Source organism: Nonomuraea sp. NPDC005650 (assembly GCF_040605375.1).
GTDB lineage: Bacteria > Actinomycetota > Actinomycetes > Streptosporangiales > Streptosporangiaceae > Nonomuraea.
In genome coordinates this window covers 92,044-111,883 of sequence record NZ_JBEXCR010000005.1, presented here as the reverse complement: position 1 = coordinate 111,883, position 19,840 = coordinate 92,044, and the positions used below count along the sequence as shown (strand labels likewise).

The window sequence follows — 19,840 nt, the reverse complement described above, 5'->3', positions numbered from 1 at the left end:
TCGGAACATCATGCCACTTTGAGGTGAACATCACACGACCTGCAGAAGCTCGACTCTGTTGCCGACGGGGTCCGCGAGGTAAATCCGCCGGTAGCCCGGGAAGAGGAGATCGGGCTCCACGCCGGTGGCGTACGCGTCGAGATCGTCCACCAGGAAAGCGGGGTGCGCCTTGCGCGCGGGCCTGAAGTTGTCCTCGATGCCGAGGTGGACCTCCACACCCTCGCCCCTGAACCATACCCCACCGCGTTTGGCCAGCTCAGGGGGCTTGGGCACCTCCCTCAGCCCCAGCACGCCCTCGTAGAAGAGCCTCAGCTCCGGCTCACTCCCCCGGGGCGCGGCGAGCTGGACGTGGTGGAGGGCCCTGATCATTTCTGCATCACCACGAAGATCCGCCGGAACGGGAAGGGGGTGCCGTAACTCCTGGCCGGATACGCCTCGGCGAGCAGCTTGGCCAGGTCCTGCCTGAACCGCCGCTGCTCGTCCGGGTCGAGCCGGTCGAAGACCGGGCGCAGGGCGGTGCCGGAGACCCAGTCGAGCACCGGGTTCTCCCCCTGGAGCACGTGCATATAGGTCGTCTCCCACGCGTCGACCTGAGAGCCACCCTGGTTGAGCAGGTCCAGGTAGTCGACGGGGTCGTCGACCGGATGGGCCCTGAGCACGCCGCCGAGCCTGTCGGACCAGGCGCGGGAGGCGCACAGCTCGCGGATGGCGACATGGCTGGGCGCGTCGAAGTTCCCCGGCACCTGGAACGCCAGCCAGCCCCCGGGGGCCAGGTCCTCAACCCAGTGCTCCAGCACCGCGCGATGCTCCGGCACCCACTGCAGGACGGCGTTCGAGACGATCACGTCCATCGGCCGGTCGGGCCGCCACATGGCCACGTCGGCCACCGCGAACCTCACCTTGGACTGCAGCCCACGGGCCTTGGTGATCATCGCGGGCGAGGAGTCGAAGCCCTCCACGGTCGCGCGGGGCCAGCGTTTGGCCAGCTCAACGGTGAGTTCACCGCTGCCGCAGCCCGCGTCCACGACATAATCGGGGTCGACCGCCCCGACTCTGGAGATCAGCTCGATAAACGGCCGCGACCGCTCGTCGGCGTAGACGGCGTACGTTACCGGGTCCCAGATATCTCTTGACATGAAGATAATTGATATCGAGAGAGATATCTCGATGTCAAGACAGTACACTCTTGTGTCATGACGGAGGATGCTAGAGACGAGGTCGATCGCCTCGTCGCGGCTTGGCGCGCAGAACGCCCCGACCTCGACGTCGAGCCGCTCCAGGTGCTCTCTAGGGTGTCACGGCTGGCCAAGCATCTCGACCGGGCCAGGCGGGCGGCGTTCGCCGAGCACGACCTTGAGCCGTGGGAGTTCGACGTGCTGACGGCGCTGCGACGGGCCGGCAAGCCGTACGAGCTGAGCCCTGGTGCCCTGCTGCGGGCCACGCTCGTCACCTCGGGGACGATGACCAACCGCATCGACCGGCTCGCCCAGGCGGGCCTGGTGCGCCGCCGCCCCGACCCGGAGGACCGCCGCGGCGTCCTGGTGTCCCTGACGAACACGGGCGTCGCCCGGGTGGACGCGGCCTTCGCCGACCTGTTGCGACGGGAACGCGAACTCCTGTCCGGCCTCGGCCCCGACGATCAACGCACCCTCTCCGCCCTCCTCCGCACCCTTCTAACCCCCTTCGACGCCCCCCACTAACCTCGTACTCCCCCACCCTCCAACCCCACACCCCGCAGCCCCAACCACAACCCCACGGACCCAGCCATCACCCCACGGGCCCCGCCCCCCACGGGACGCGGCCCGCCCACCACACCACGCCCCTCAACCACCACACGACGAGGCCCCGCCCACCACACCACGGACCTTGCAACCACATCACGGGGCCAGACCCACCACAGGACATGGCCCGACCACCACACCACGGCCCCTCAGCCACCACAGGACGAGACCACGACCCATCGTTCCGAGGGCACCGTGGCCCCGAAGGCACCACCCTTGGGCCACCGCCTCTGGGTCGGAGCACCGACCGTGCCCTCCTCTCCCGGACGGAGCCCGGCACCGGCCGCCGAGCCATCCAGCGAACGGGCGAACGGACGGGCGGGCGGACGAACGGGCGGGCGGACAGCCGGGCGGGCGGCGATAGGCGGCGTCAGTCGCCCAGTTGCTCGGCCACCTCAAGCCACTCCGCTTCGACCGTGTCCTTCTGGGCGGTGATCTCGCGCAACTGGGCGTCGAGCGAGCCCAGCCTCTCGTAGTCGCTGGCCGCATCCGCCATGGCCGCGTGGAGGCGGGACTCCTGGTCGCTCAGCTTGTCGAGCTGGCGTTCCAGGCGATTGAGCTCCTTGCGCAGCTCCCGTTCCTCCTTGGCCGACAGCCCCGCCATCCCGGCCTTCGCCTGATCGGGCAGAGCCGTGCTCGCGGCACCGCCCGATACGGTGGCGGCGCTGGACGGCTGCGTGGTCGTGGAGTTCACCGAGGCGCCGACACGGGCGGTCAGGGCCATACCGGCCGCGCGACGTTCGAGATATTCGTCCACCCCGCCGGGCAGCAGCGAGAGCTTGCCATCACCGAGCAGCGCCACGCACCGATCGGTCACCCGCTCCAGGAAGTAGCGGTCATGGCTCACCAGGAGCAGCGTGCCGGGCCAGGCGTCCAGCAGGTCCTCGAGCTCGTTGAGCGTCTCGATGTCGAGGTCGTTGGTGGGCTCGTCGAGCAGCAGGACATTGGGGTCGTCCATGAGGAGCCGGAGGAGTTGCAGCCGCCGCCGCTCGCCGCCGGACAGGTCGCCGACGACCTTCCACTGCGCCTCGCCCCTGAACCCCAGGCGTTCGAGCAGCTGAGAGGCCGTCCACTCCCGCTTTCCGACCTGGAGGTACTTGCGTATCTCCTCCACCGACTCCAGCACCCGCCGGGTCGGATCCACCTCGGCCAGCTCCTGGGACAGGTGCGCCAGGCGAACCGTCTTGCCCTTGATCACGCGCCCGGAGTCAGGCACCACCGTGCCCGAGAGCAGGCGGAGCACCGACGACTTGCCGGAGCCGTTCACCCCGATCAGCCCGATGCGGTCGCCCGGCCCGAACTGCCACGTGAGATCGTCGAGCACCAGCGGCCCGCTGTCCGGCCCGCCGGCGTGCAGGGTGACGTCCTCGAGGTCGTAAACGGTCCTGCCAAGGCGGGCCGCGGCGAACTTCATCAGCTCGACGGTCTCGCGCGCCGGAGGCTCGTTCGCGATCAGTGCCTGGGCGGCCTCGATGCGGAACTTCGGCTTGGACGTGCGCGCGGGCGGGCCACGGCGCAGCCAGGCGATCTCCTTGCGCATGAGGTTCTGGCGGCGCTCCTCGGCGGCCTGCGCGATCCGCGCCCGCTCGGCCTTCGCGAGCACATAAGCGGCATAGCCACCCTCGTACCGCTCGACCCGCCCGTCCACGACCTCCCACGTACGGCTCGACACCGCATCAAGGAACCACCGGTCGTGCGTCACGGCCACCAGCGCGCTCTTCCTCGCCGCCAGATGCCCGGCCAGCCAGGCGATGGCCTCGATGTCGAGGTGGTTCGTGGGCTCGTCCAGCATGATCAGGTCGTGGTCGTCGATGAGCAACCGCGCCAGCGCGGTACGCCTGCGCTCCCCACCGGACAGATCGCCCGCCGTGGCGTCGAGATCGAGATCACCGATCAGGTTGGCGAGGATCTCGCGTACGCGCTGATCCCCCGCCCACTCGTGCTCGGCCCGCCCGTCGAGGACGATCTCGCGCACGGCGGTGCCCGCGTCGAGCGTGTCCTGCTGCGACAGGAACCCGACCCGCAGGCCCCGGTTATGGGTGACCCGCCCCTTGTCGGGCCGCACCGCTCCCGCGATCACGGACAGGAGGGTCGTCTTCCCGCCCCCGTTACGCCCGACGACCCCGATGCGCTCGCCCGCCTCAACGCCCAGGGAGACGTCGCTGAGAAGCGGCTTGGGCCCGTACGCGTGGGAAACCGACTCAAGATTGACCAGATTCATGACCTCCTCAGGGTATCGGCTCTCCGCCCACCCAACGCCCGGGATCTTGCGCACCTCCGGTCCTCCCGCCACATCACCCCACGCCCAGCCCGCCAATGGAATCGGGCCATTGGGAGGAAGGGGTGGGGGATGGTTGGATGACTTCTTGTCGCCGGTCAGGTTCTGGGGCAAATGTCTACGAACTTGACTCTGCGTGTTGAGGAGTTGGCCGTTCCCTTGGTCATCTTTCGAGAACCGCATGTCAGGGCGGCGGGCCTCGATAACATCGAGTGTCCTTGACCCCGGCAAGTGATGAGAGTGGCAGAAGATCGATGAGTTCGGTGACCGTACGTGTGCCCGCGAAGGTCAACGTGCAGCTTTCTGTCGGCCCGCTCAGGGAAGATGGCTACCACGACCTGGTGAACGTCTTCCACGCGGTATCGATCTTCGATGAGGTGGTGGCGAAGGAGTCCGAGTCGATCACCGTGGCGGTGAACGGCAAGTGGGCCGACCAGGTGCCGACCGATGAGAGCAACCTGGCGATCCGGGCCGCTCGGGCGCTCGCCAAGCACGCGGGTCGCACGTACGGGGCGGATCTGATCATCCAGAAGGACATCCCCGTGGCGGGCGGGATGGCGGGCGGCAGCGCGGACGCCGCCGGTGCGCTGGTGGCCTGCAACGAGCTGTGGGGGCTGGGGCTGCCGTTCGAGGACCTCATGGAGATCGCCGGTGACCTGGGCAGTGATGTCCCGTTCTCGCTGCTCGGCGGCACGGCGGTGGGCACCGGCCGTGGTGAGCAGTTGAGCGAGCTGCCCACCGGGGGCACGTTTCACTGGGTGTTCGCGCTGGCGAACGGCGGGCTCTCCACGCCCAGCGTGTACGCCGAATGCGACCGTCTGAGGGCGGCCGAAGGGGCCGAGGTGCCCTGGCCCCAGCTGGACGACTCCCTGATGGAGGCGCTGGGCACGGGCGACGCCTACTCCCTGGGCGCCCATCTGAGCAACGACCTCCAGCCGGCCGCGCTCAACCTGAGGCCGGAACTCGCGCCCACCCTGGATGCGGGCCGCCAGCACGGAGCTCTGGGCGCGATCGTCTCCGGGTCTGGCCCGACCTGCGCCTTCCTGGCCATCGACGCGCTCCACGCTCGCGACCTGGCCCTCAGCCTGACCACCACGGGCGCCGCCCACACCGCCGTGGCCGCCCACGGCCCGGTCCAGGGCGCCACCCTGGTCTGACCTCTCTTGCTGTTGGCCCTCTTTTCGCCTGCCTTCGGTGCTCGGGTACCGTCCTGACCATCCGATTCGCCATGCGGGAGCAAGGAGGCCGAGGTGGCCGTGGACGCCGGGGTGACGGTCGTTGAGGTGGGCCAGTGGCGGGGGTCCGGGGCTCCTACGGCTGAGCGGCTGCGGGAAGGGGCGCGGCTGCTGGCTGAGATGGTGGGCGCGGACCGGCGGGTGTGCGTGGAGGTCGATGACGATCTCCGTTCGACGGCTGCGAAGGTGCGTGCGGCGGTTGGGCAGGCTCACGGTGGGCTCCTTGTTGCGGTCGGCGGGGATTGCGGGGTTGAGCTTGAGCCGGTCGGGGCGGCTCGGGAGCGGTACGGGGATCGGCTGGTTGTCGTCTGGTTCGATGCTCATGGGGATCTGAACACGCCTGAGTCATCGCCTTCCGGGGCCTATCACGGGATGGTGCTGCGGGCGCTCACCGGGGAAGGACCCGAGGGGCTGGTGGGTCGGGAGCCGTTGGCGCCTGGGCGGATCGTGCTCGCAGGGGTGCGGGATCTCGATTCGGGTGAGGCTGATTTCGTTGAGAAAAACGGGGTTCGGCATCTTCCGGTGGTGGATGCCGCGGGGCTTGTGGCGGCGATCGAGGACTGTGGGGCCGGGGCTTTCGGGGAGGATGGCGCTGAGGGGCGTGGGCCCGTGGTCTACGTTCATGTCGACTTCGATGTGCTCGATCCGCTGGTTTTCCGGAGTGTGGGGTGTCCTACGCCGGGTGGGCTGCAGCCTGATCAGTTGCTCTCGCTCGTTGCCGCTGTCGCCGAGCGGTTCGAGGTGGTGGGGTTGGGGCTCATGGAGTACGAGCCGTCCAGGGAGGAAGATCAGGAGCTGCTCTCCGGGCTGGTGGGAGAGCTGGTGAAGGTCTGTGCTCAACCTGGGCGTACGACGCCTCGGTAGGTGGAGCGGAAGTACGGCGAGGCGAGGAAATTCGTTTTTCTGACTACGTCGCCTGTCCTTGGGGCGTGGATCATGAGGCCGTCCTGGAGGAACAGGGCCACGTGGGTGGGGTCACCCGTGCCGCCGCCGAAGAAGAGCAGGTCGCCTGTGCGCCGGGCGCGGAACGGGATTCTGCGGCCCTGGCGGAACTGGGCGCCGGTGTAGTGGGTGAGGGTGACTCCGGCCTTTGACCAGGCGTAGAGGGTCAGGCCGCTGCAGTCGAAGCCCCTTGTGCCGGCGCCTCTTCCGATACCGATGGTGGGGCCCTTTGCTGAGCCGCCGCCCCAGGAGAAGGAGACTCCCAGTTGGTTGAGGGCGGCTGAGACGGCGATCTGGCCCCTGGTGAGGGTGGTCCTGCCGGTGGGGGTGCGGAGGAGTCGCCCGAGTCCGGTCGTGGGATCCGTGGCCCTTTCGTCTGAGGTGCGTTGAAGGGGCCCGATTTCGGTTGTGAGGGTCATGGTTCTGCGGTCTTGGGTGCTGCCGCGTTGGGGCGGGGTCGCGGCGGCGGCAGCTGCTTGGGCGGTGGTGGCGAGGGTGGTCAGAACCGCGATGAGCCCTCCGAAGAGGCCGCCGCCGAGGGTGAGCCTGAGGAAGGTGGCGAGGGTGATCATGGTGTCCTCCTGACCGTGTGGTGGGTGTGGAGGCCAGGATCATGTGGGGGCGGGGGGTGGGGTTGGGCCGAACGTGATTCTGTGGAAAGCGGGGGGTTGGGTGGGGTGGGCTGTGGAAAAGGGCGGCTTGGGGTGGTGGAAACGGCAGGGTTGGGAGGGGGGTGGGAACGGCGGGGTTGAGGTTGGGGGCGCGACGTTGGAGAGGGCGGTGGGACTGGTGAGGCTATTGGGACTGTGGGGCTGATGGACCTGGTGGGGCTGGGGCTGGTGGGGCTGGGCTGGTGGGGTCAGGATCAGCGGGGCTGGTGCGGGTGAGCTTGGGCTGCTGGGGTCGGTACCCGTGAAGTCAGCGCCGGTGGAGGTGGCGCTGGTGGGGTTGGGGTTAGGGTTTGTGTTCGGCTATGCGGGCGAAGGCCGTGATGTCGAGTTGTTCGCCGCGGGTGGATGGGGCCACGCCGGCCCCTCGCAGTGCCTCCTCCGCCTGGGCCGCGCTGCCCGCCCATCCCGACAGGGCCGCGCGCAGGGTTTTTCTGCGCTGGGCGAAGGCGGCGTCCACCACGGCGAACACCTCCTCGCGCGACGCGCTCGTCGTGGGCGGGTCGCGGCGGACCCAGGAGACGAGGCCGGAGTCGACGTTGGGGGCGGGCCAGAAGACGGTACGGCCGACGGGGCCGGCGCGGCGGACGTCCGCGTACCAGGCGGCCTTGGCCGACGGCACTCCGTACACCTTCGAGCCGGGGCCGGCGGCGAGGCGGTCGGCGACCTCCGACTGGACCATGACCAGGCCCTTGCGCAGGGACGGCAGGACCTCCAGGAGGTGCAGGACCACGGGGACGGCCACGTTGTAGGGGAGGTTGGCGACGAGGGCCGTGGGGGTGAAGCCGGACAGGTCGTCCGGGGTGACCTTCATGGCGTCCGCGTTCACGACCGTGAGTTTGTCGAGCCCCCCGCGGTCGGCCACCGTGATCGGGAGTTGGTCCGCCAGCACCGGATCGATCTCGACGGCCACCACGTGCGCGGCCGAGGGCAGGAGGGCGAGGGTGAGCGAGCCGAGGCCCGGCCCCACCTCGATGACCACGTCGTTCTCCGAAAGATCGGCCACGCGGACGATGCGCCGGACGGTCCCTGCGTCGATCACGAAGTTCTGGCCTAGCTTTTTTGTCGGACGGAGATCTAGCTTGTCCGCCAAAATACGTATTTCTGCAGGGCCCAACAGCCTCATCATCCAACCAGTCTCTCGCATCGAAGAACCATCGATGGCGCTTGGGGAGACCAAAGGAGAGGATGGCGTGGAACAGGAAGGGACGTCCCTCATGGAGCCAACGGGCGCCGCGCCGCTCCGCCCGACGGACTTGCGGGAAATCGGACCGTACCGGCTGCTTGGCCGGCTCGGCGAGGGCGGCATGGGAACCGTCTTCCTCGCGCGGGCACCGACGGGGCGATTTGTCGCGCTCAAGGTCGTCAAGGCGGAGTTCGCCAATCAGGAGGGGTTCGCGGCCAGGTTCCATGCGGAGGTCGAGAACGCGCGCCGGGTGGCCTCGTTCTGCACTGCCCAGGTGCTGGACAACGGCAACACCGGGGACGGACGTCCGTACATGGTGACCGAGTACATCGCGGGCACCCCACTCTCTGACCAGATCTCGAAATATGGGGCTCTGGAACCGGGGCCGCTGCACGGCGTCGCGCTGGGGGTCGCGGCGGCGCTGGCGGCGATCCACGTGGCCGGACTCGTCCACAGAGACCTGAAACCGGCGAACGTGATCCTTTCGTTGTCGGGGCCCAGGGTGATCGACTTCGGCATCGCCAGGGCGCTCGACCGGGAGACCGGGTTCACGCTCTCCGGCGAACTGCTGGGCAGCCCCGGATGGTGGGCCCCCGAGCAGGTGCGGGGCGAGGTGGTCAGCCCGGCGGCCGACATCTTCGCCTGGGGCTGCCTGGTGGCGTACGCGGGCAACGGGCGGCACCCGTTCGGCCGCGGCGACCCCATCACGCTGGCCACGCGCGTGCTGAACACCCCGCCCGAGCTGGGCGCGCTACCCGCGCCGCTCAACGAGTTAGTACGGCGGGCCACCTCCATGGACCCCGCCGTGCGCCCCTCGGCACAGGATCTCCTGATCGCCCTGGTGGGAGGCAGTGCGCCGGCGCGCCCCGCCGATCCGCCCACCTTGGTCGCGACCGAGATGCTCAACGAGTGGCAGCCACCGCAGAACGTCGTGGACGAGCCTGACGTCACGGCCACGTTCACGACTCCCCCGCCGAGCGACGCCACCGGCAAGTCCCCCAGCGTGCCGGGCTCGTTCGGCAGCCAGGCCGCCGCCGCGTCCACCGCGCCCCCTCAGCAGGGGCAACCGTCGGTCGAGGAGCTGGCGCGGAGGGAGGAGGAGGCCGCCAAGGAGGAGTTCGCGCGCTGGGAGGCGCAGGCGCGGCAGCGGGAGCAGGCTCAGGCCGAGGCCCTGGCCAAGAAGAAGCAGGAGGAGCTGGCCGAGCGCTCGCGCGGGCAGGACGTCCCGGCGCAGCTGCGGCAGGGCAGCCTGCCCGGCACCGACACCCGGCCGCCCGACACCCGACCGCCCGGCGGCACCCTGGTGGGCGACGAACCCGACACCCTCGGCGGCTCCAGGACGAAGGGCACCCGGTGGCTCATCGCCGCCGCTGCCGCCGTGCTGGCGATCGTCGTGACGGTGGCCGTACTGATCGTCACCTCCGCCCGCACCACGGTCACCACCGCCACCTCCGGCACCCCCACCCAGACGGCCGGCACCACCGGCCCGAACGACGTGGGCCGCCGCTTCGCGCTGGGCGCGAACTTCGACGACCCCGTCGCGATCGTCGCGTCGGCGCCGGAGTGCGGGCTGAAGGAATATGAGGGCAAGGTCGCGACCCAGGGCCAGCTCTGCGTGATCCGCTGGACGATGCTGAACCCGGGCGGCGAGCGCAGGCAGCTGATCCAGCCCGTCGTCACCATGGTCGACGACCGTGGCGCCGAACACGACCCTGCCGCCCTCACCCTGCCCCCGGCCATCCTGCCGGGTGGGCGGGTGGACAGCGCGTTCGTGTTCGACCTGGCCATGTACCGCAAACCCGTGAAGATGACGGCGACCATGCTCGAGAACGGCAAGCAGATCGAGGTCGCGCTGTGATGATCCGCTCCACGCTCATCGCGCTCATGCTCGCGACGGGAACCCCGCTCATGCACAGCGGCGCGGCGGCCTGCGCCGGGGCCGCCGACTTCGACGGCGACGGGGTGGACGACGTCGCCGTCGGCGACCCGTTCGGGGACGGCCAGAAGGGCGCGGTGAACGTGCTGTCGGGCGACAAGGTCATCCCTGTCACCCTCCCGGACCTGGCCGCGGGCGACGGCTTCGGCTGGTCCGTACGGCTGGCCAAGGTCGACGCCGACGCCTGCGCCGACCTGGTGATCGGCGCGCCGTACGCGGACGTGGACGGCACCGAGGACGCCGGCGCCGCGTACGTCGTCTACGGCGGCGGCGCCGCGCCTCCCCAGCGGCTGACCGCGGCCCAGCCGCAGCGGTTCGCGCACTTCGGCTGGTCGCTGGCCGCGCGTGGCGACCTGCTGGCGATCAGCGCGCCGTACGAGGACGAGGGCCGGCTTCCCGACGTGGGCGCCATCTACGTGCGCAAGGGCACCGGCCAGTTGCGCAGGATCAGCCAGGAAACCGACGATGTGCGGGGCAACAGCGAGGTCGGCGACCAGTTCGGCTGGTCGATGGCGTTCGGGCCGAAGAACGAGCTGGTCGTCGGCGTCCCGTACGAGAACGATGACGGCGCCGGCCGCCAGGTGGAGACCGGCAAGATCGACTCGGGGTCGACGGTCTTCATCGACGACGTGCTGGCACCCAAGATCACGTCGTTCAAGCTGGACTCGCCGACCGACGTCTCGGGTGACAGGTTCGGCTACTCGGTGGCGTACGGGGAGGGCTCCGGGTACGCGGTGAGCTCGCCCGGGGCCGGGTACGTGCAGCTCCTCGACCCCGGCAGGAAGCCGACGCGGAGGGTGACGCAGGGGGGTAAGCAGGCGTTCGGGTTCTCGATGGCCGCGTCCACGGATGGCCGGCTGGCCATCGGCGCTCCGTACGGGGGCGGGGTCCGGGTGGTGTCCTGGAAGGACGCGGCCGAGGATCGGCGGCTGGCCACTGGTGACGGGCTGTTCGGGTGGTCGGTGGCCTTCAGCGGCAACAAGTTGTTCGTGGGGCAGCCGGATGCGCCGCCGTACGGGCAGGTGACGGTGGCCGGGCGGAACGCCGAGACCCTTCAGCCGATCAAACCGCCCAAGGGGGCGGACTTCGGGGCGTCTCTGGCGGGGTGAACCGGCGTCCTTCGCCTGAGGCCCTGCGGTGGCGGGCGAGCGCCGCGTGGGTGCTTCGCCGACGCGGGCTGGGTGCCTTGAGGGGGGATGGGGAGCTGCCGGACGCCTTCGGGGAGAGCGGCATACGCATCGGGCGCAATCGGGCCAGGCGGGCTTGGGCCAGGCGAGGTCGGGGATGGTGAGGCCGGTGCGTGGCGGGGATGAGCCAGGCGGGGCCAGACGGAGTCGGGGGTTGGCGGACGTACGGCCCCAGGCGCGGCTCACGGGGGCCGGCGGACATACGGGCAGGACCGGCGCAGGCTGGGTGGGCCGACCGATCGGCAGGCGTGTGGGCCGGGCCGGCGCAGGTTGCGTGGGGTTCGGTGGTCGGGCAGGTGTGCGGGTCGGGGTGTGGGGTGGTGGGTTACTGGGGGGAGTCGAAGAGGCGGTCGGCGCAGTTCGGCCACTGGCTCTGCCAGCGGTTGCCCATCTGCTGGTAGAGCACCTGCGCCCGGTACGTCTGCTCCTCCACCGGCCACGTGCTGGGCATCCCCATACCGCCCGCGGCCTGCCACATGGGCAGGCTGAACTGGTACATCCCGTAGTACGGCCCGTTCGGGTTGTAGGCCACCGGATTGCCCTGGGCCTCGCATATGGCCAGGGCCTGCCAGTTGAGCCGCAGGACGTCCGGGCGGATCGGGATGGTGCGCGGCGGTGCGACCGTGATGACCGTCCCGTCCTCGGGGAAGCTGCCGAGCGGCGGGGTCACCACGTAGCCGCGGCGCAGCGGGATGCGCCTCTGCCTGAGCACCTCGCGCACGGTCCTGGCCGTGGTACGGGAGGTGATCCGGCTCGTCCCCGCGACCACGTACACCTTGCGCCTGGTGTAGACGGTCAGCTCCATCCCCGACAGCGGCACCGCGTCGTCCGGCGGCGCGGAGAACTTGCCGGCCGCCGGGGTGAGGTCGAGTTCGGCGAGGGCGTCGCCGACGTTCGTGGCGGTGACCAGGTGGCGGCTGGTGTGGCCGTCCAGGGTCAGGAGGATCGGGCGGGCGTGGCGCACCTCGATGGTGGATCCGTCGGTGACGTCCTCCTGCACGGCGGGGCGTACGAGGTCGCCGTACCCCACCGAGACCCCCGCCTCGGCGAGCACGTCGCGTACGGTCCCCGCGAACGCGCGGACCTGCGACTGCCTGCCGTCGACGATCACGACGACCTCTTTGACCAGGAACGACACCGACACGAGCGCCCCCAGCGCCACCATGCCCGCCAGGCCAACGACCGGCGTCCACGGTGAACGCCACGGGATCGGGGGGCGAGGCGCGCGCCTCTTTCCTCGCACGAAGCACCTCCGGTCGCGGCCAGGGGCCGCCCGATTCCGGTAGCGGTCAGGACCGCCCGAACGTTAGTGCCGCACCCGTCCGCCCATCCGCGGGTTCATCAAAAGATGGTCACCACTCGCCGAAGACTGTGACTCCGTTGGTACTGATCGCCTCGCACAACTGATCAGGATGGATCCCTTTGACCTCCGCCAGGCAACGCAAAGTGATGGGAATGAGGTACGGGGCGTTGGGCTTGCCGCGGTGCGGGACCGGCGGCAGGTACGGGGCGTCGGTCTCGACGAGCATGAGCTCTTGGGGCGCGGTCTCGGCCGCCTCGCGCAGGTAGGCGGCGTTCTTGTACGTGACCGGGCCAGAGAAAGACATGAAATATCCAGCGTCGACACACTTTTTTGCCATTTCGGCGTCGCCCGAGAAGCTGTGGAAGACGACCTTGTCCGGCGCGCCCTCCTCCGCCAGCACCCTCAGCACGTCGTCATGCGCGTCGCGGTCGTGGATGACCAGGGCCTTGCCGGTGCGCTTGGCGATCTCGATGTGCGCGCGGAAGCTCGCGTGCTGATCTTCCTTGCTGGCCCAGTCGCGGAAGTAGTCGAGCCCGGTCTCCCCTACCGCCCGCACGTCCGGCCGCCCGGCGAGGCTCTCGATCTCGGCCAGGACCTCCGACGTGGCCTCGTGGGCCTCGTTCGGGTGGATGGCCACCCCGGCGTACACGCCCTCCTGCTCGGCCGCCACCTCGGCGTTCCACCGGGAGGACCTCAGGTCGTAGCCGATGGTGACCAGCCGCGTCACCCCGACCGCCCGCGAGTCCTCGAGAATGCTCCGAACACTGGCCTCCGACGCCTGCGCGGCCTGTGCCACCGGATCGCCGGATGACGCCTGCCTGTTGCCGACCATGATGTCGAGATGGCAGTGGCTGTCGAACACAGGTGCCGAAAGCGGCTCTGGGGCGGCGGGAAGCTTGCTCACGAGTCCTAAAGTAGCGTCCATGCGGTTCGGCATCCTCGGCAGCACCATGGCCTGGCGCGCGGACGGGGGCGAGGTGCCGCTCGGCGGCCCCGCCCGGCGGGCGCTGCTGGCGCTGCTGCTACTCCGCCCCGGAGAGGTGGTCACCCGGGATCGGCTCGTCGACGTCCTGTACGGGGATCGGACGCGCGGCGACGCGGTGCACGCCCTGCACTCGCAGGTGTCCCGGCTCCGGCGGGACGGGGTCGCGATCGAGCTGACCGAGCTCGGTTACCGGCTGCTCGCGGCGCCCGACGACATCGACGCCCACCGGTTCCTGCGGCTCGCCGACGCCGGCCGGGACTCCTTCGCGGACGGCGGGGACCCCGTCCGGGCCGCCGGGCTGCTGCGGGAGGCCCTGGCGCTGTGGCGGGGGCCGGCGGTCGCGGACCTGGACTCCGAACACGGGGCCTTCCTGGAGGAGCGGCGGCTGGCCGCGCTGGAGGACCGGATCGAGGCCGACCTGCGGCGCGGCGCCCATCGCGAGGTCGTGGCGGAGCTGGGCGAGCTGATCGAGCGGCACCCCTTACGGGAACGGCTGCGCGGGCAGCTCATGCGTGCCCTGCAGGCGGACGGACGGCCTGCCGAGGCGCTGGTGGTGTTCGAGGACACGCGGCGGCTGCTGGCGGACGAGCTGGGCACGGATCCGTCGTCCGAGCTGGCCGACCTGCACGGCCGCCTGCTGCGCGGGGAGGGTGGGCCGCCGGTCCTTCCCCCCTCCGTACGGCGCACGTTGCCCGCCCGGCTGACCAGCTTCGTCGGGCGAGACGGCGACGTGGCGGCGGTGTCGGCGTTGCTCGGCTCCGCGCGCCTGGTGACGTTGCTGGGGCCGGGCGGCGCGGGCAAGACCCGGCTGGCGATCGAGGTCGCCCGCTCGATCGCCGAGACGCCCGAGGGCGACGATCGGAAACCGGCCGCCCACACGACCGGTGGGACGCCTTCGGGCGGGAACCGGGAGCCGGTCGAGGTGGTGCTGGTCGAGCTGGCCTCGATAGGTGGCGGCTCGCCAACTGACGGTGCGGCACGTGGCGGCGTGGTGGGTGGTGGCGGGGACGCGAGTTTCCGCGCGGTCCATGCGGGCGTGACGGCGGTGGGTGTGGATCTCGCGCAGGTGGTGCTCGGCGCGCTCGGCGTGCGCGAGAGCGGCCTGCTGGCCGGCCACGCCATCGGCCCGGGAGACCGGTCCGCCCCGACGGACCGGCTGGTCGCGGCGCTGGCCGGGCGGCCGATGCTGCTGGTTCTCGACAACTGCGAGCACGTCGTCCACGACGCCGCCGAGCTCGCAGAACGCCTGCTCTCCGCCTGCCCCGACCTCCGCGTCCTCGCCACCAGCCGCGAGCCGCTGGCCATCACGGCCGAGCACCTGTGGCCGGTGCACCCGCTCACCCCGGACGACGCCGTCCGGCTCTTCACCGACCGGGCCACCGCCGCGCGCCCGGGTTTCACCCCGGACGAGTCGGTCGAGCGGATCTGCGCGGCACTCGACGGGCTCCCCCTGGCCATCGAGCTCGCCGCCGCCCGCATGCGTACGCACGGGGCCCACGAGCTGGCCGTACGGCTGGCGGACCAGGATCGGTTCAGCCTGCTGTCGCGGGGCAGCCGGACGGCCGACCCCCGGCACCAGACCCTGCGCGCGGTCGTCGCGTGGAGTTGGGAGCTGCTCACCGACCGGGAGAAGGCCATGGCCGGGCGGTTGACCGTCTTCTCCGGCGGCGCCACGGCCCGGGCCGCCGCCGAGGTGTGCGGGCTGGCGGACGCCGAGGACCTGTTGGACTCCCTGGCCGACAAGTCACTCCTCCAAGCGACCCAGGCGGGCCAAGCGGGCCAAGCGGGCGAAGGTCGTTATCGCATGCTGGAGACCATCCGCGCGTTCTGCGCCGAGCAGCTCGCCGACGAGGCGCACACCGTACGGCGGGCGCACGCCGCGTACTTCCTCGACCTGGCCGAGCGGTCGGACCCGCACCTGCGCGGCGCCGACCAGCTCCACCACCTCGACCTGCTGGCCGCCGAGCACGACAACCTGCAGGCGGCGCTGCGCTGGGCGGCGGACTCGGGAGAGGTGGCGCTCGGCATGCGGCTGCTGGCGGCGCAGTCGTCGTACCTGTGGATGCGCGGTATACGCGCCGCCGCGACCGGCCCGGCGGTGGCGCTGCTGGAGGCGGCGGGTCCCGCGCCGGATCCGGAGCTGGGCGAGGCGTACGTGCTGTGCCTGCTGTCCGCGCTGGCCGGGAGCACCGGCAGGGACGCCTGGGAGAGCCACAAGCGCTGGGCCGGGACGATGGTCACCGGCGGTTCCGGGGCGCGGCGGTATCCGCTCGTCACGTTCCTGTGGCCGATGGTCACGGCGGGTTCGATCGATCCGACGGTGGCGCTCACGGTGCTGCGGCGGGCCGCGCGGGACGGAGACCCGTGGGAGCAGGCGATAGCCCGGTTCGTCTGGGCCTATCCGCAGATGGCCGCCGGGGAGTTCGCCTCGGCGGAGGCCGATCTCACGGTGGCGCTCGACCAGTTCAGGCAGCTCGGCGACCGCTGGGGCATGGCGCTGGCCCTGGACGGGCTCTCGTGGCTGGCGGGCAACTGCGGCGACGACGCGACGGCCGTGGCGCGCACGGAGGAGGCGATCGCACTGGCCGTGCAGCTCGGGGCCGAGGAGGATCTGCCCGATCTGCTGTGCAACCGGGGCGATCACCGCATCGGGACGGATCCGGCCGGGGCGCGGGCCGACTACGAGCGGGCCGCCGAGCTGGCGGAACGGGCGGGCCTGCCGACGTATCTGGCCTCGGCGCTGCGCGGGCTCGGTGACGTGGCCGTCGCGGAAGGCGACCTGGCACGGGCGCGGGAGCTGTACGAGCGGGCGCTGCGGCAGTCGGACCCCGGATGGGTCAAATCGGCGGGGAACCTGGCCCGGCTCCACGTCGGCCTGGGCCGGGTGGCCGAGGCCGAAGGGGATCGGAAGGCGGCCAGAGCGTCCTACGAACGGGCGGTGGCGGGGGCGGTCGAGTCGGGCGCGCTGCCCGAGAGCGCCCGGGCGTTCGAGGCGCTGGCCGCGCTGGCGTTCGGTGACGACGGCGCCGAGCTCGCGGCCACATTGCTGGGGGCCGCCGTCGCCATGCGGGGCATCGAGCTGCCCCAGGAGCCCGAGGTCGCGGAGCGGGTACGGGCGGCGCTGGGCGAAGGGGCCTACGCGCGGGCCCGGCGGGCGGGCGCGCGGCTCTCGCACCGGGAGGCGCTGGCACTCGCCGGCGTGCCCGAGGAGGTCGTCGACCGGTCGCCGCTGAATGCCATCACCGCCGTCACCGGCGCCCAGGACGCCCTCTCCCAGCGCCCGCAGTGGCCGGTGAGCGACCGGTGAGGGCGCGGTGAGACCGGGGCGGCAGGGTCGGGGGCATGGACATCCTGATCTCCGGCGCGAGCGTCGCCGGCCCCGCGCTCGCCCTCTGGCTCACCCGGTACGGCCACCGCACCACCATCGTCGAACGCGCCCCCGCCCTCCGTGAGGGCGGCTACGCCGTGGACTTCCGCGGCGACGCGCACCTGACCGTCCTTCGCAAGATGGGCATCCTGGACGCCGTCGAACGTGAGCAGACCCACATGGGCGCCATGTGGAATGTGAACGAGGCGGGTAAGAAGCTCGTGGCCATGCCCGCCGACCTGTTCGCGGGCGACGTCGAGATCCTCCGGGGCGACCTGGCCCGCATCCTGTACGACGCCACCGAGCCCCACACCGAGTACATCTTCGGCGACTCCATCACGGCCGTCGACCAGGACGCGGACGGGGTGACGGTCGCCTTCGAACGGAGCCCGGCCAGGCGCTTCGACCTCGTGGTGGGCGCGGACGGCCTGCACTCGAACGTGCGCTCCCTGACCTTCGGCCAGGACCAGCTGTCGTACCTGGGCCTCTACTCGGCGGTGTTCACGATCGACAACTACCTCGGGCTCGACCACAGCGGCCACGCCTACAACGCCCCCGGCAAGATGGCCGCGATCTACAGCGCGAGGGGGAACGCCGAGGCCAAGGCCGTGTTCTGGTTCGGCTCGCCGCCGCTCGACTACGACCGGCACGACGTCGCCCGCCAGCAGGAGCTCCTGGAGCAGGCGTACGAGGGCGTCGGCTGGGAGGTTCCTGAGCTGATGCGCAGGATGCGGCGGACGGACGACTTCTACTTCGACTCGATCAGCCAGGTCCGCCTGGACTCCTGGTCGCGCGGCCGGGTGGTGCTGCTGGGCGACGCCGCGTGCTGCGCCTCGCCGCTGTCGGGCATGGGCACCGGGCTGGCGATGGTGAGCGCGTACGTGCTGGCGGGCGAGCTGGCCGCGGCAGGAGGCGACCACCGCGCCGCCTTCGCCCGCTACGAGCGGGAGGTGCGCGCCTACGCCGAGGGGTGCCAGCAGTCGGCCGTGGGCGTCAGCAGGTTCATGGTGCCGGAGAACAGGTTCATGGCCTGGTTCATGAACCAGAACTACCGGCTCCTGCCGTATCTGCCGTGGAGGGGGCTGATGGCGAAGTCGGTCAGGAAGACCGCCGGCGCCATCAGCCTCAAGGACTACGGGGCCTACGAGGTCACTCGCCCAGCCGGGCCAGCTCCTCGTCCACGACCTTCGGGTCGAGCTTCTTGAACAGCGGCACGGGCGGCGCGAGCGGGGTGCCCGGCTTGATCGGACGGTGCTCCCACCGGGCCGCCCCGTCGTACTCGCCGGTGATCACCGGGTAGGGGGTGCCGCCGTCCTCGTCGACCTCGCGGATCTCCGGCATGCCCGACCACACGCCCTCGCCGCCGAGCATGGCGGCGACCTTGTTGGACGAGCTGGGCAGGAACGGCGTGAGCATCGTCTTGGCGTCGTCGACGACCTGGAGCGCGACGTGCAGGATCGACTTCTGCCGCTCCGGGTCCTCCTTGAGCTTCCACGGCTCCTGGTCGGCCAGGTATTTGTTGGCCTCGCGGACCACGTCGAACGCCTCGTTGATCGCGTTCTTGAAGCGCGAGCGGCTCAGCTCCGCGCCCACCGGCGCGAACGCGTTGCGCGAGCGCTCCAGCAGCACCCGGTCGGCGTCGGTGAGGTCGCCCGGCTCGGGCACGGCCCCGAAGTTCTTCGCCGCCATGGAGATCGACCGGTTGACCAGGTTTCCCCAGGCCGCGACCAGCTCGCCGTTGTTGCGGTTGACGAACTCCTGCCAGGTGAAGTCGGTGTCCTGATTTTCCGGACCTGCCACCGCGATGTAGTAGCGCAGGGCGTCGGCGTCGTAACGCGCCAGGAAATCTCTTACGTAAATTACTACTTGCCTGGACGAGGAGAACTTCTTGCCCTCCATGGTCAGGAACTCGCTGGAGACCACCTCGGACGGCACCTCCAGCGTGCCGAGCGAGCCCGGCGTGCCGGCGCGGTCGCCCTGCCCGTTGTAGCCGTACAGCATCGCCGGCCAGATCTCGGCGTGGAAGACGATGTTGTCCTTGCCCATGAAGTAGTAGCCGCGGGCGTCGGGGTTCTGCCACCACTGGCGCCACGCGTCGGGGTCGCCCGAGCGCCGGGCCCACTCGATGGAGGCCGACAGGTAGCCGATCACCGCGTCGAACCACACGTAGAGCCGCTTGTTGGGCTGGTCGCGCCAGCCGTCGAGCGGGATCGGCACGCCCCAGTCGAGGTCGCGGCTGATCGCCCGCGGCTGCAGGTCGCCGAGCAGGTTGAGCGCGAACTTCAGCACGTTGGGCCGCCACTCGCCCTGCTTGGACTGCAGGTAGGAGCCGAGGACCTCGGTGAAGGCGGGCAGGTCGAGCATGAAGTGCTCGGTCTCGACGAACGTGGGCGTCTCGCCGTTGATGCGGCTCTTGGGGTTGATCAGCTCGATCGGGTCGAGCTGGTTGCCGCAGTTGTCGCACTGGTCGCCGCGCGCGCCGTCGTAGCCGCAGATGGGGCAGGTGCCCTCGATGTAGCGGTCGGGCAGCGTACGGCCGGTCGACGGGGAAATGGCACCCATCGTGGTCTTGGGGAAGATATAGCCGTTGTCGAAGAGGCCCTTGAAGATCTCTTGTGTGACGGCGTAGTGGTTTTTCGTCGTCGTCCTGGTGAACAGGTCGTAAGAGAGCCCGAGCCCGGTCAGGTCTTCGGCGATGACGCGGTTGTAGCGGTCGGCCAGCTCCCTGGCGCTCACGCCCTCCTTGTCGGCCTGCACCTGGATGGGCGTGCCGTGCTCGTCGGTGCCGGACACCATCAGCACCTTGTTGCCCGCCATCCGCTGGTAGCGGCTGAAGACGTCGGACGGCACGCCGAACCCGGAGACGTGCCCGATGTGGCGGGGGCCGTTTGCGTACGGCCACGCGACGGCGGTCAAGATGTGCTGGGACATAGTCCTTAGCCTACGGGGCTCCCTGTCCGTCTCGGACCGAA

General features: G+C 70.6%; 15 protein-coding genes. 7 read left to right on the top strand and 8 right to left on the bottom strand.

Annotated features, from left to right (window positions below; translation table 11 throughout):
* Positions 1-30 precede the first annotated feature (30 nt).
* Positions 31-369, bottom strand: coding sequence for a glyoxalase (locus tag ABZS69_RS10285; RefSeq protein WP_355369335.1), 339 nt, complete (start codon positions 367-369; stop codon positions 31-33).
* Positions 366-1,136, bottom strand: a complete 771-nt coding sequence (locus ABZS69_RS10280; RefSeq protein WP_355369333.1) for a trans-aconitate 2-methyltransferase — start codon at positions 1,134-1,136, stop codon at positions 366-368. Before ABZS69_RS10280 ends, ABZS69_RS10285 begins: the two co-directional genes overlap by 4 nt.
* Positions 1,137-1,193: 57 nt before the next feature.
* Here ABZS69_RS10280 and ABZS69_RS10275 point away from each other — a divergent pair, with 57 nt between their 5' ends.
* Positions 1,194-1,700: a MarR family transcriptional regulator gene (locus ABZS69_RS10275; RefSeq protein WP_355369331.1), complete on the top strand. Its 507-nt coding sequence runs from the start codon at positions 1,194-1,196 to the stop codon at positions 1,698-1,700.
* A 451-nt stretch (positions 1,701-2,151) separates the two neighbouring features.
* Here ABZS69_RS10275 and ABZS69_RS10270 read toward each other — a convergent pair whose 3' ends face one another.
* Complete coding sequence (locus ABZS69_RS10270; RefSeq protein ID WP_355369329.1) at positions 2,152-4,002, bottom strand: ABC-F family ATP-binding cassette domain-containing protein; 1,851 nt, start codon at positions 4,000-4,002, stop codon at positions 2,152-2,154.
* 311 nt (positions 4,003-4,313) lie between these two features.
* Between ABZS69_RS10270 and ABZS69_RS10265 the strand changes: the two genes are divergently transcribed.
* Together ABZS69_RS10265 and ABZS69_RS10260 are read left to right on the top strand one after the other, a co-directional pair.
* The gene (locus ABZS69_RS10265; protein ID WP_355369327.1) at positions 4,314-5,216 is read left to right on the top strand and encodes a 4-(cytidine 5'-diphospho)-2-C-methyl-D-erythritol kinase; all 903 of its coding nucleotides are present in this window, start codon (positions 4,314-4,316) and stop codon (positions 5,214-5,216) included.
* A 93-nt stretch (positions 5,217-5,309) separates the two neighbouring features.
* A complete protein-coding gene (locus ABZS69_RS10260) occupies positions 5,310-6,158 on the top strand; it encodes an arginase family protein (RefSeq protein ID WP_355369322.1) in 849 nt (282 codons plus the stop codon).
* On the opposite strand, the gene ABZS69_RS10255 is transcribed toward ABZS69_RS10260, so the two are convergent.
* Positions 6,131-6,808 (bottom strand): NlpC/P60 family protein, encoded by a 678-nt coding sequence (locus tag ABZS69_RS10255; protein WP_355369320.1) that lies wholly within the window; start codon positions 6,806-6,808, stop codon positions 6,131-6,133. The genes ABZS69_RS10260 and ABZS69_RS10255 overlap by 28 nt on opposite strands.
* A 382-nt stretch (positions 6,809-7,190) precedes the next feature.
* Complete coding sequence (rsmA, locus tag ABZS69_RS10250; RefSeq protein ID WP_355369318.1) at positions 7,191-8,051, bottom strand: 16S rRNA (adenine(1518)-N(6)/adenine(1519)-N(6))-dimethyltransferase RsmA; 861 nt, start codon at positions 8,049-8,051, stop codon at positions 7,191-7,193.
* A gap of 46 nt (positions 8,052-8,097) precedes the next feature.
* On the opposite strand from rsmA, the gene ABZS69_RS10245 reads away from it, so the two are divergent.
* Both ABZS69_RS10245 and ABZS69_RS10240 read left to right on the top strand, forming a co-directional pair.
* Complete coding sequence (locus ABZS69_RS10245; protein WP_355369316.1) at positions 8,098-9,948, top strand: serine/threonine-protein kinase; 1,851 nt, start codon at positions 8,098-8,100, stop codon at positions 9,946-9,948.
* Positions 9,948-11,135 carry a hypothetical protein gene (locus tag ABZS69_RS10240; RefSeq protein WP_355369314.1) on the top strand — a complete coding sequence of 396 codons (1,188 nt, stop codon included), beginning with the start codon at positions 9,948-9,950 and terminating at the stop codon, positions 11,133-11,135. Before ABZS69_RS10245 ends, ABZS69_RS10240 begins: the two co-directional genes overlap by 1 nt.
* A gap of 403 nt (positions 11,136-11,538) precedes the next feature.
* Here the strand turns inward: ABZS69_RS10240 and ABZS69_RS10235 are convergent, their stop codons facing one another.
* Together ABZS69_RS10235 and ABZS69_RS10230 are read right to left on the bottom strand one after the other, a co-directional pair.
* Positions 11,539-12,378 carry a ubiquitin-like domain-containing protein gene (locus tag ABZS69_RS10235; RefSeq protein ID WP_355369312.1) on the bottom strand — a complete coding sequence of 280 codons (840 nt, stop codon included), beginning with the start codon at positions 12,376-12,378 and terminating at the stop codon, positions 11,539-11,541.
* Positions 12,379-12,565: 187 nt separating this feature from the next.
* The gene (locus ABZS69_RS10230; RefSeq protein WP_355369845.1) at positions 12,566-13,441 is read right to left on the bottom strand and encodes a TatD family hydrolase; all 876 of its coding nucleotides are present in this window, start codon (positions 13,439-13,441) and stop codon (positions 12,566-12,568) included.
* On the opposite strand from ABZS69_RS10230, the gene ABZS69_RS10225 reads away from it, so the two are divergent.
* Both ABZS69_RS10225 and ABZS69_RS10220 read left to right on the top strand, forming a co-directional pair.
* Entirely contained in the window at positions 13,440-16,808 is a 3,369-nt protein-coding gene (locus ABZS69_RS10225; RefSeq protein ID WP_355369310.1) for a BTAD domain-containing putative transcriptional regulator, read from the top strand. The two genes, ABZS69_RS10230 and ABZS69_RS10225, sit on opposite strands and share 2 nt — an antisense overlap.
* 35 nt (positions 16,809-16,843) lie before the next feature.
* The gene (locus ABZS69_RS10220; protein WP_355369308.1) at positions 16,844-18,073 is read left to right on the top strand and encodes an FAD-dependent monooxygenase; all 1,230 of its coding nucleotides are present in this window, start codon (positions 16,844-16,846) and stop codon (positions 18,071-18,073) included.
* Here the strand turns inward: ABZS69_RS10220 and metG are convergent.
* Positions 18,018-19,799 (bottom strand): methionine--tRNA ligase, encoded by a 1,782-nt coding sequence (gene metG / locus ABZS69_RS10215; RefSeq protein WP_355369306.1) that lies wholly within the window; start codon positions 19,797-19,799, stop codon positions 18,018-18,020. The genes ABZS69_RS10220 and metG overlap by 56 nt on opposite strands.
* Positions 19,800-19,840: the final 41 nt, after the last annotated feature.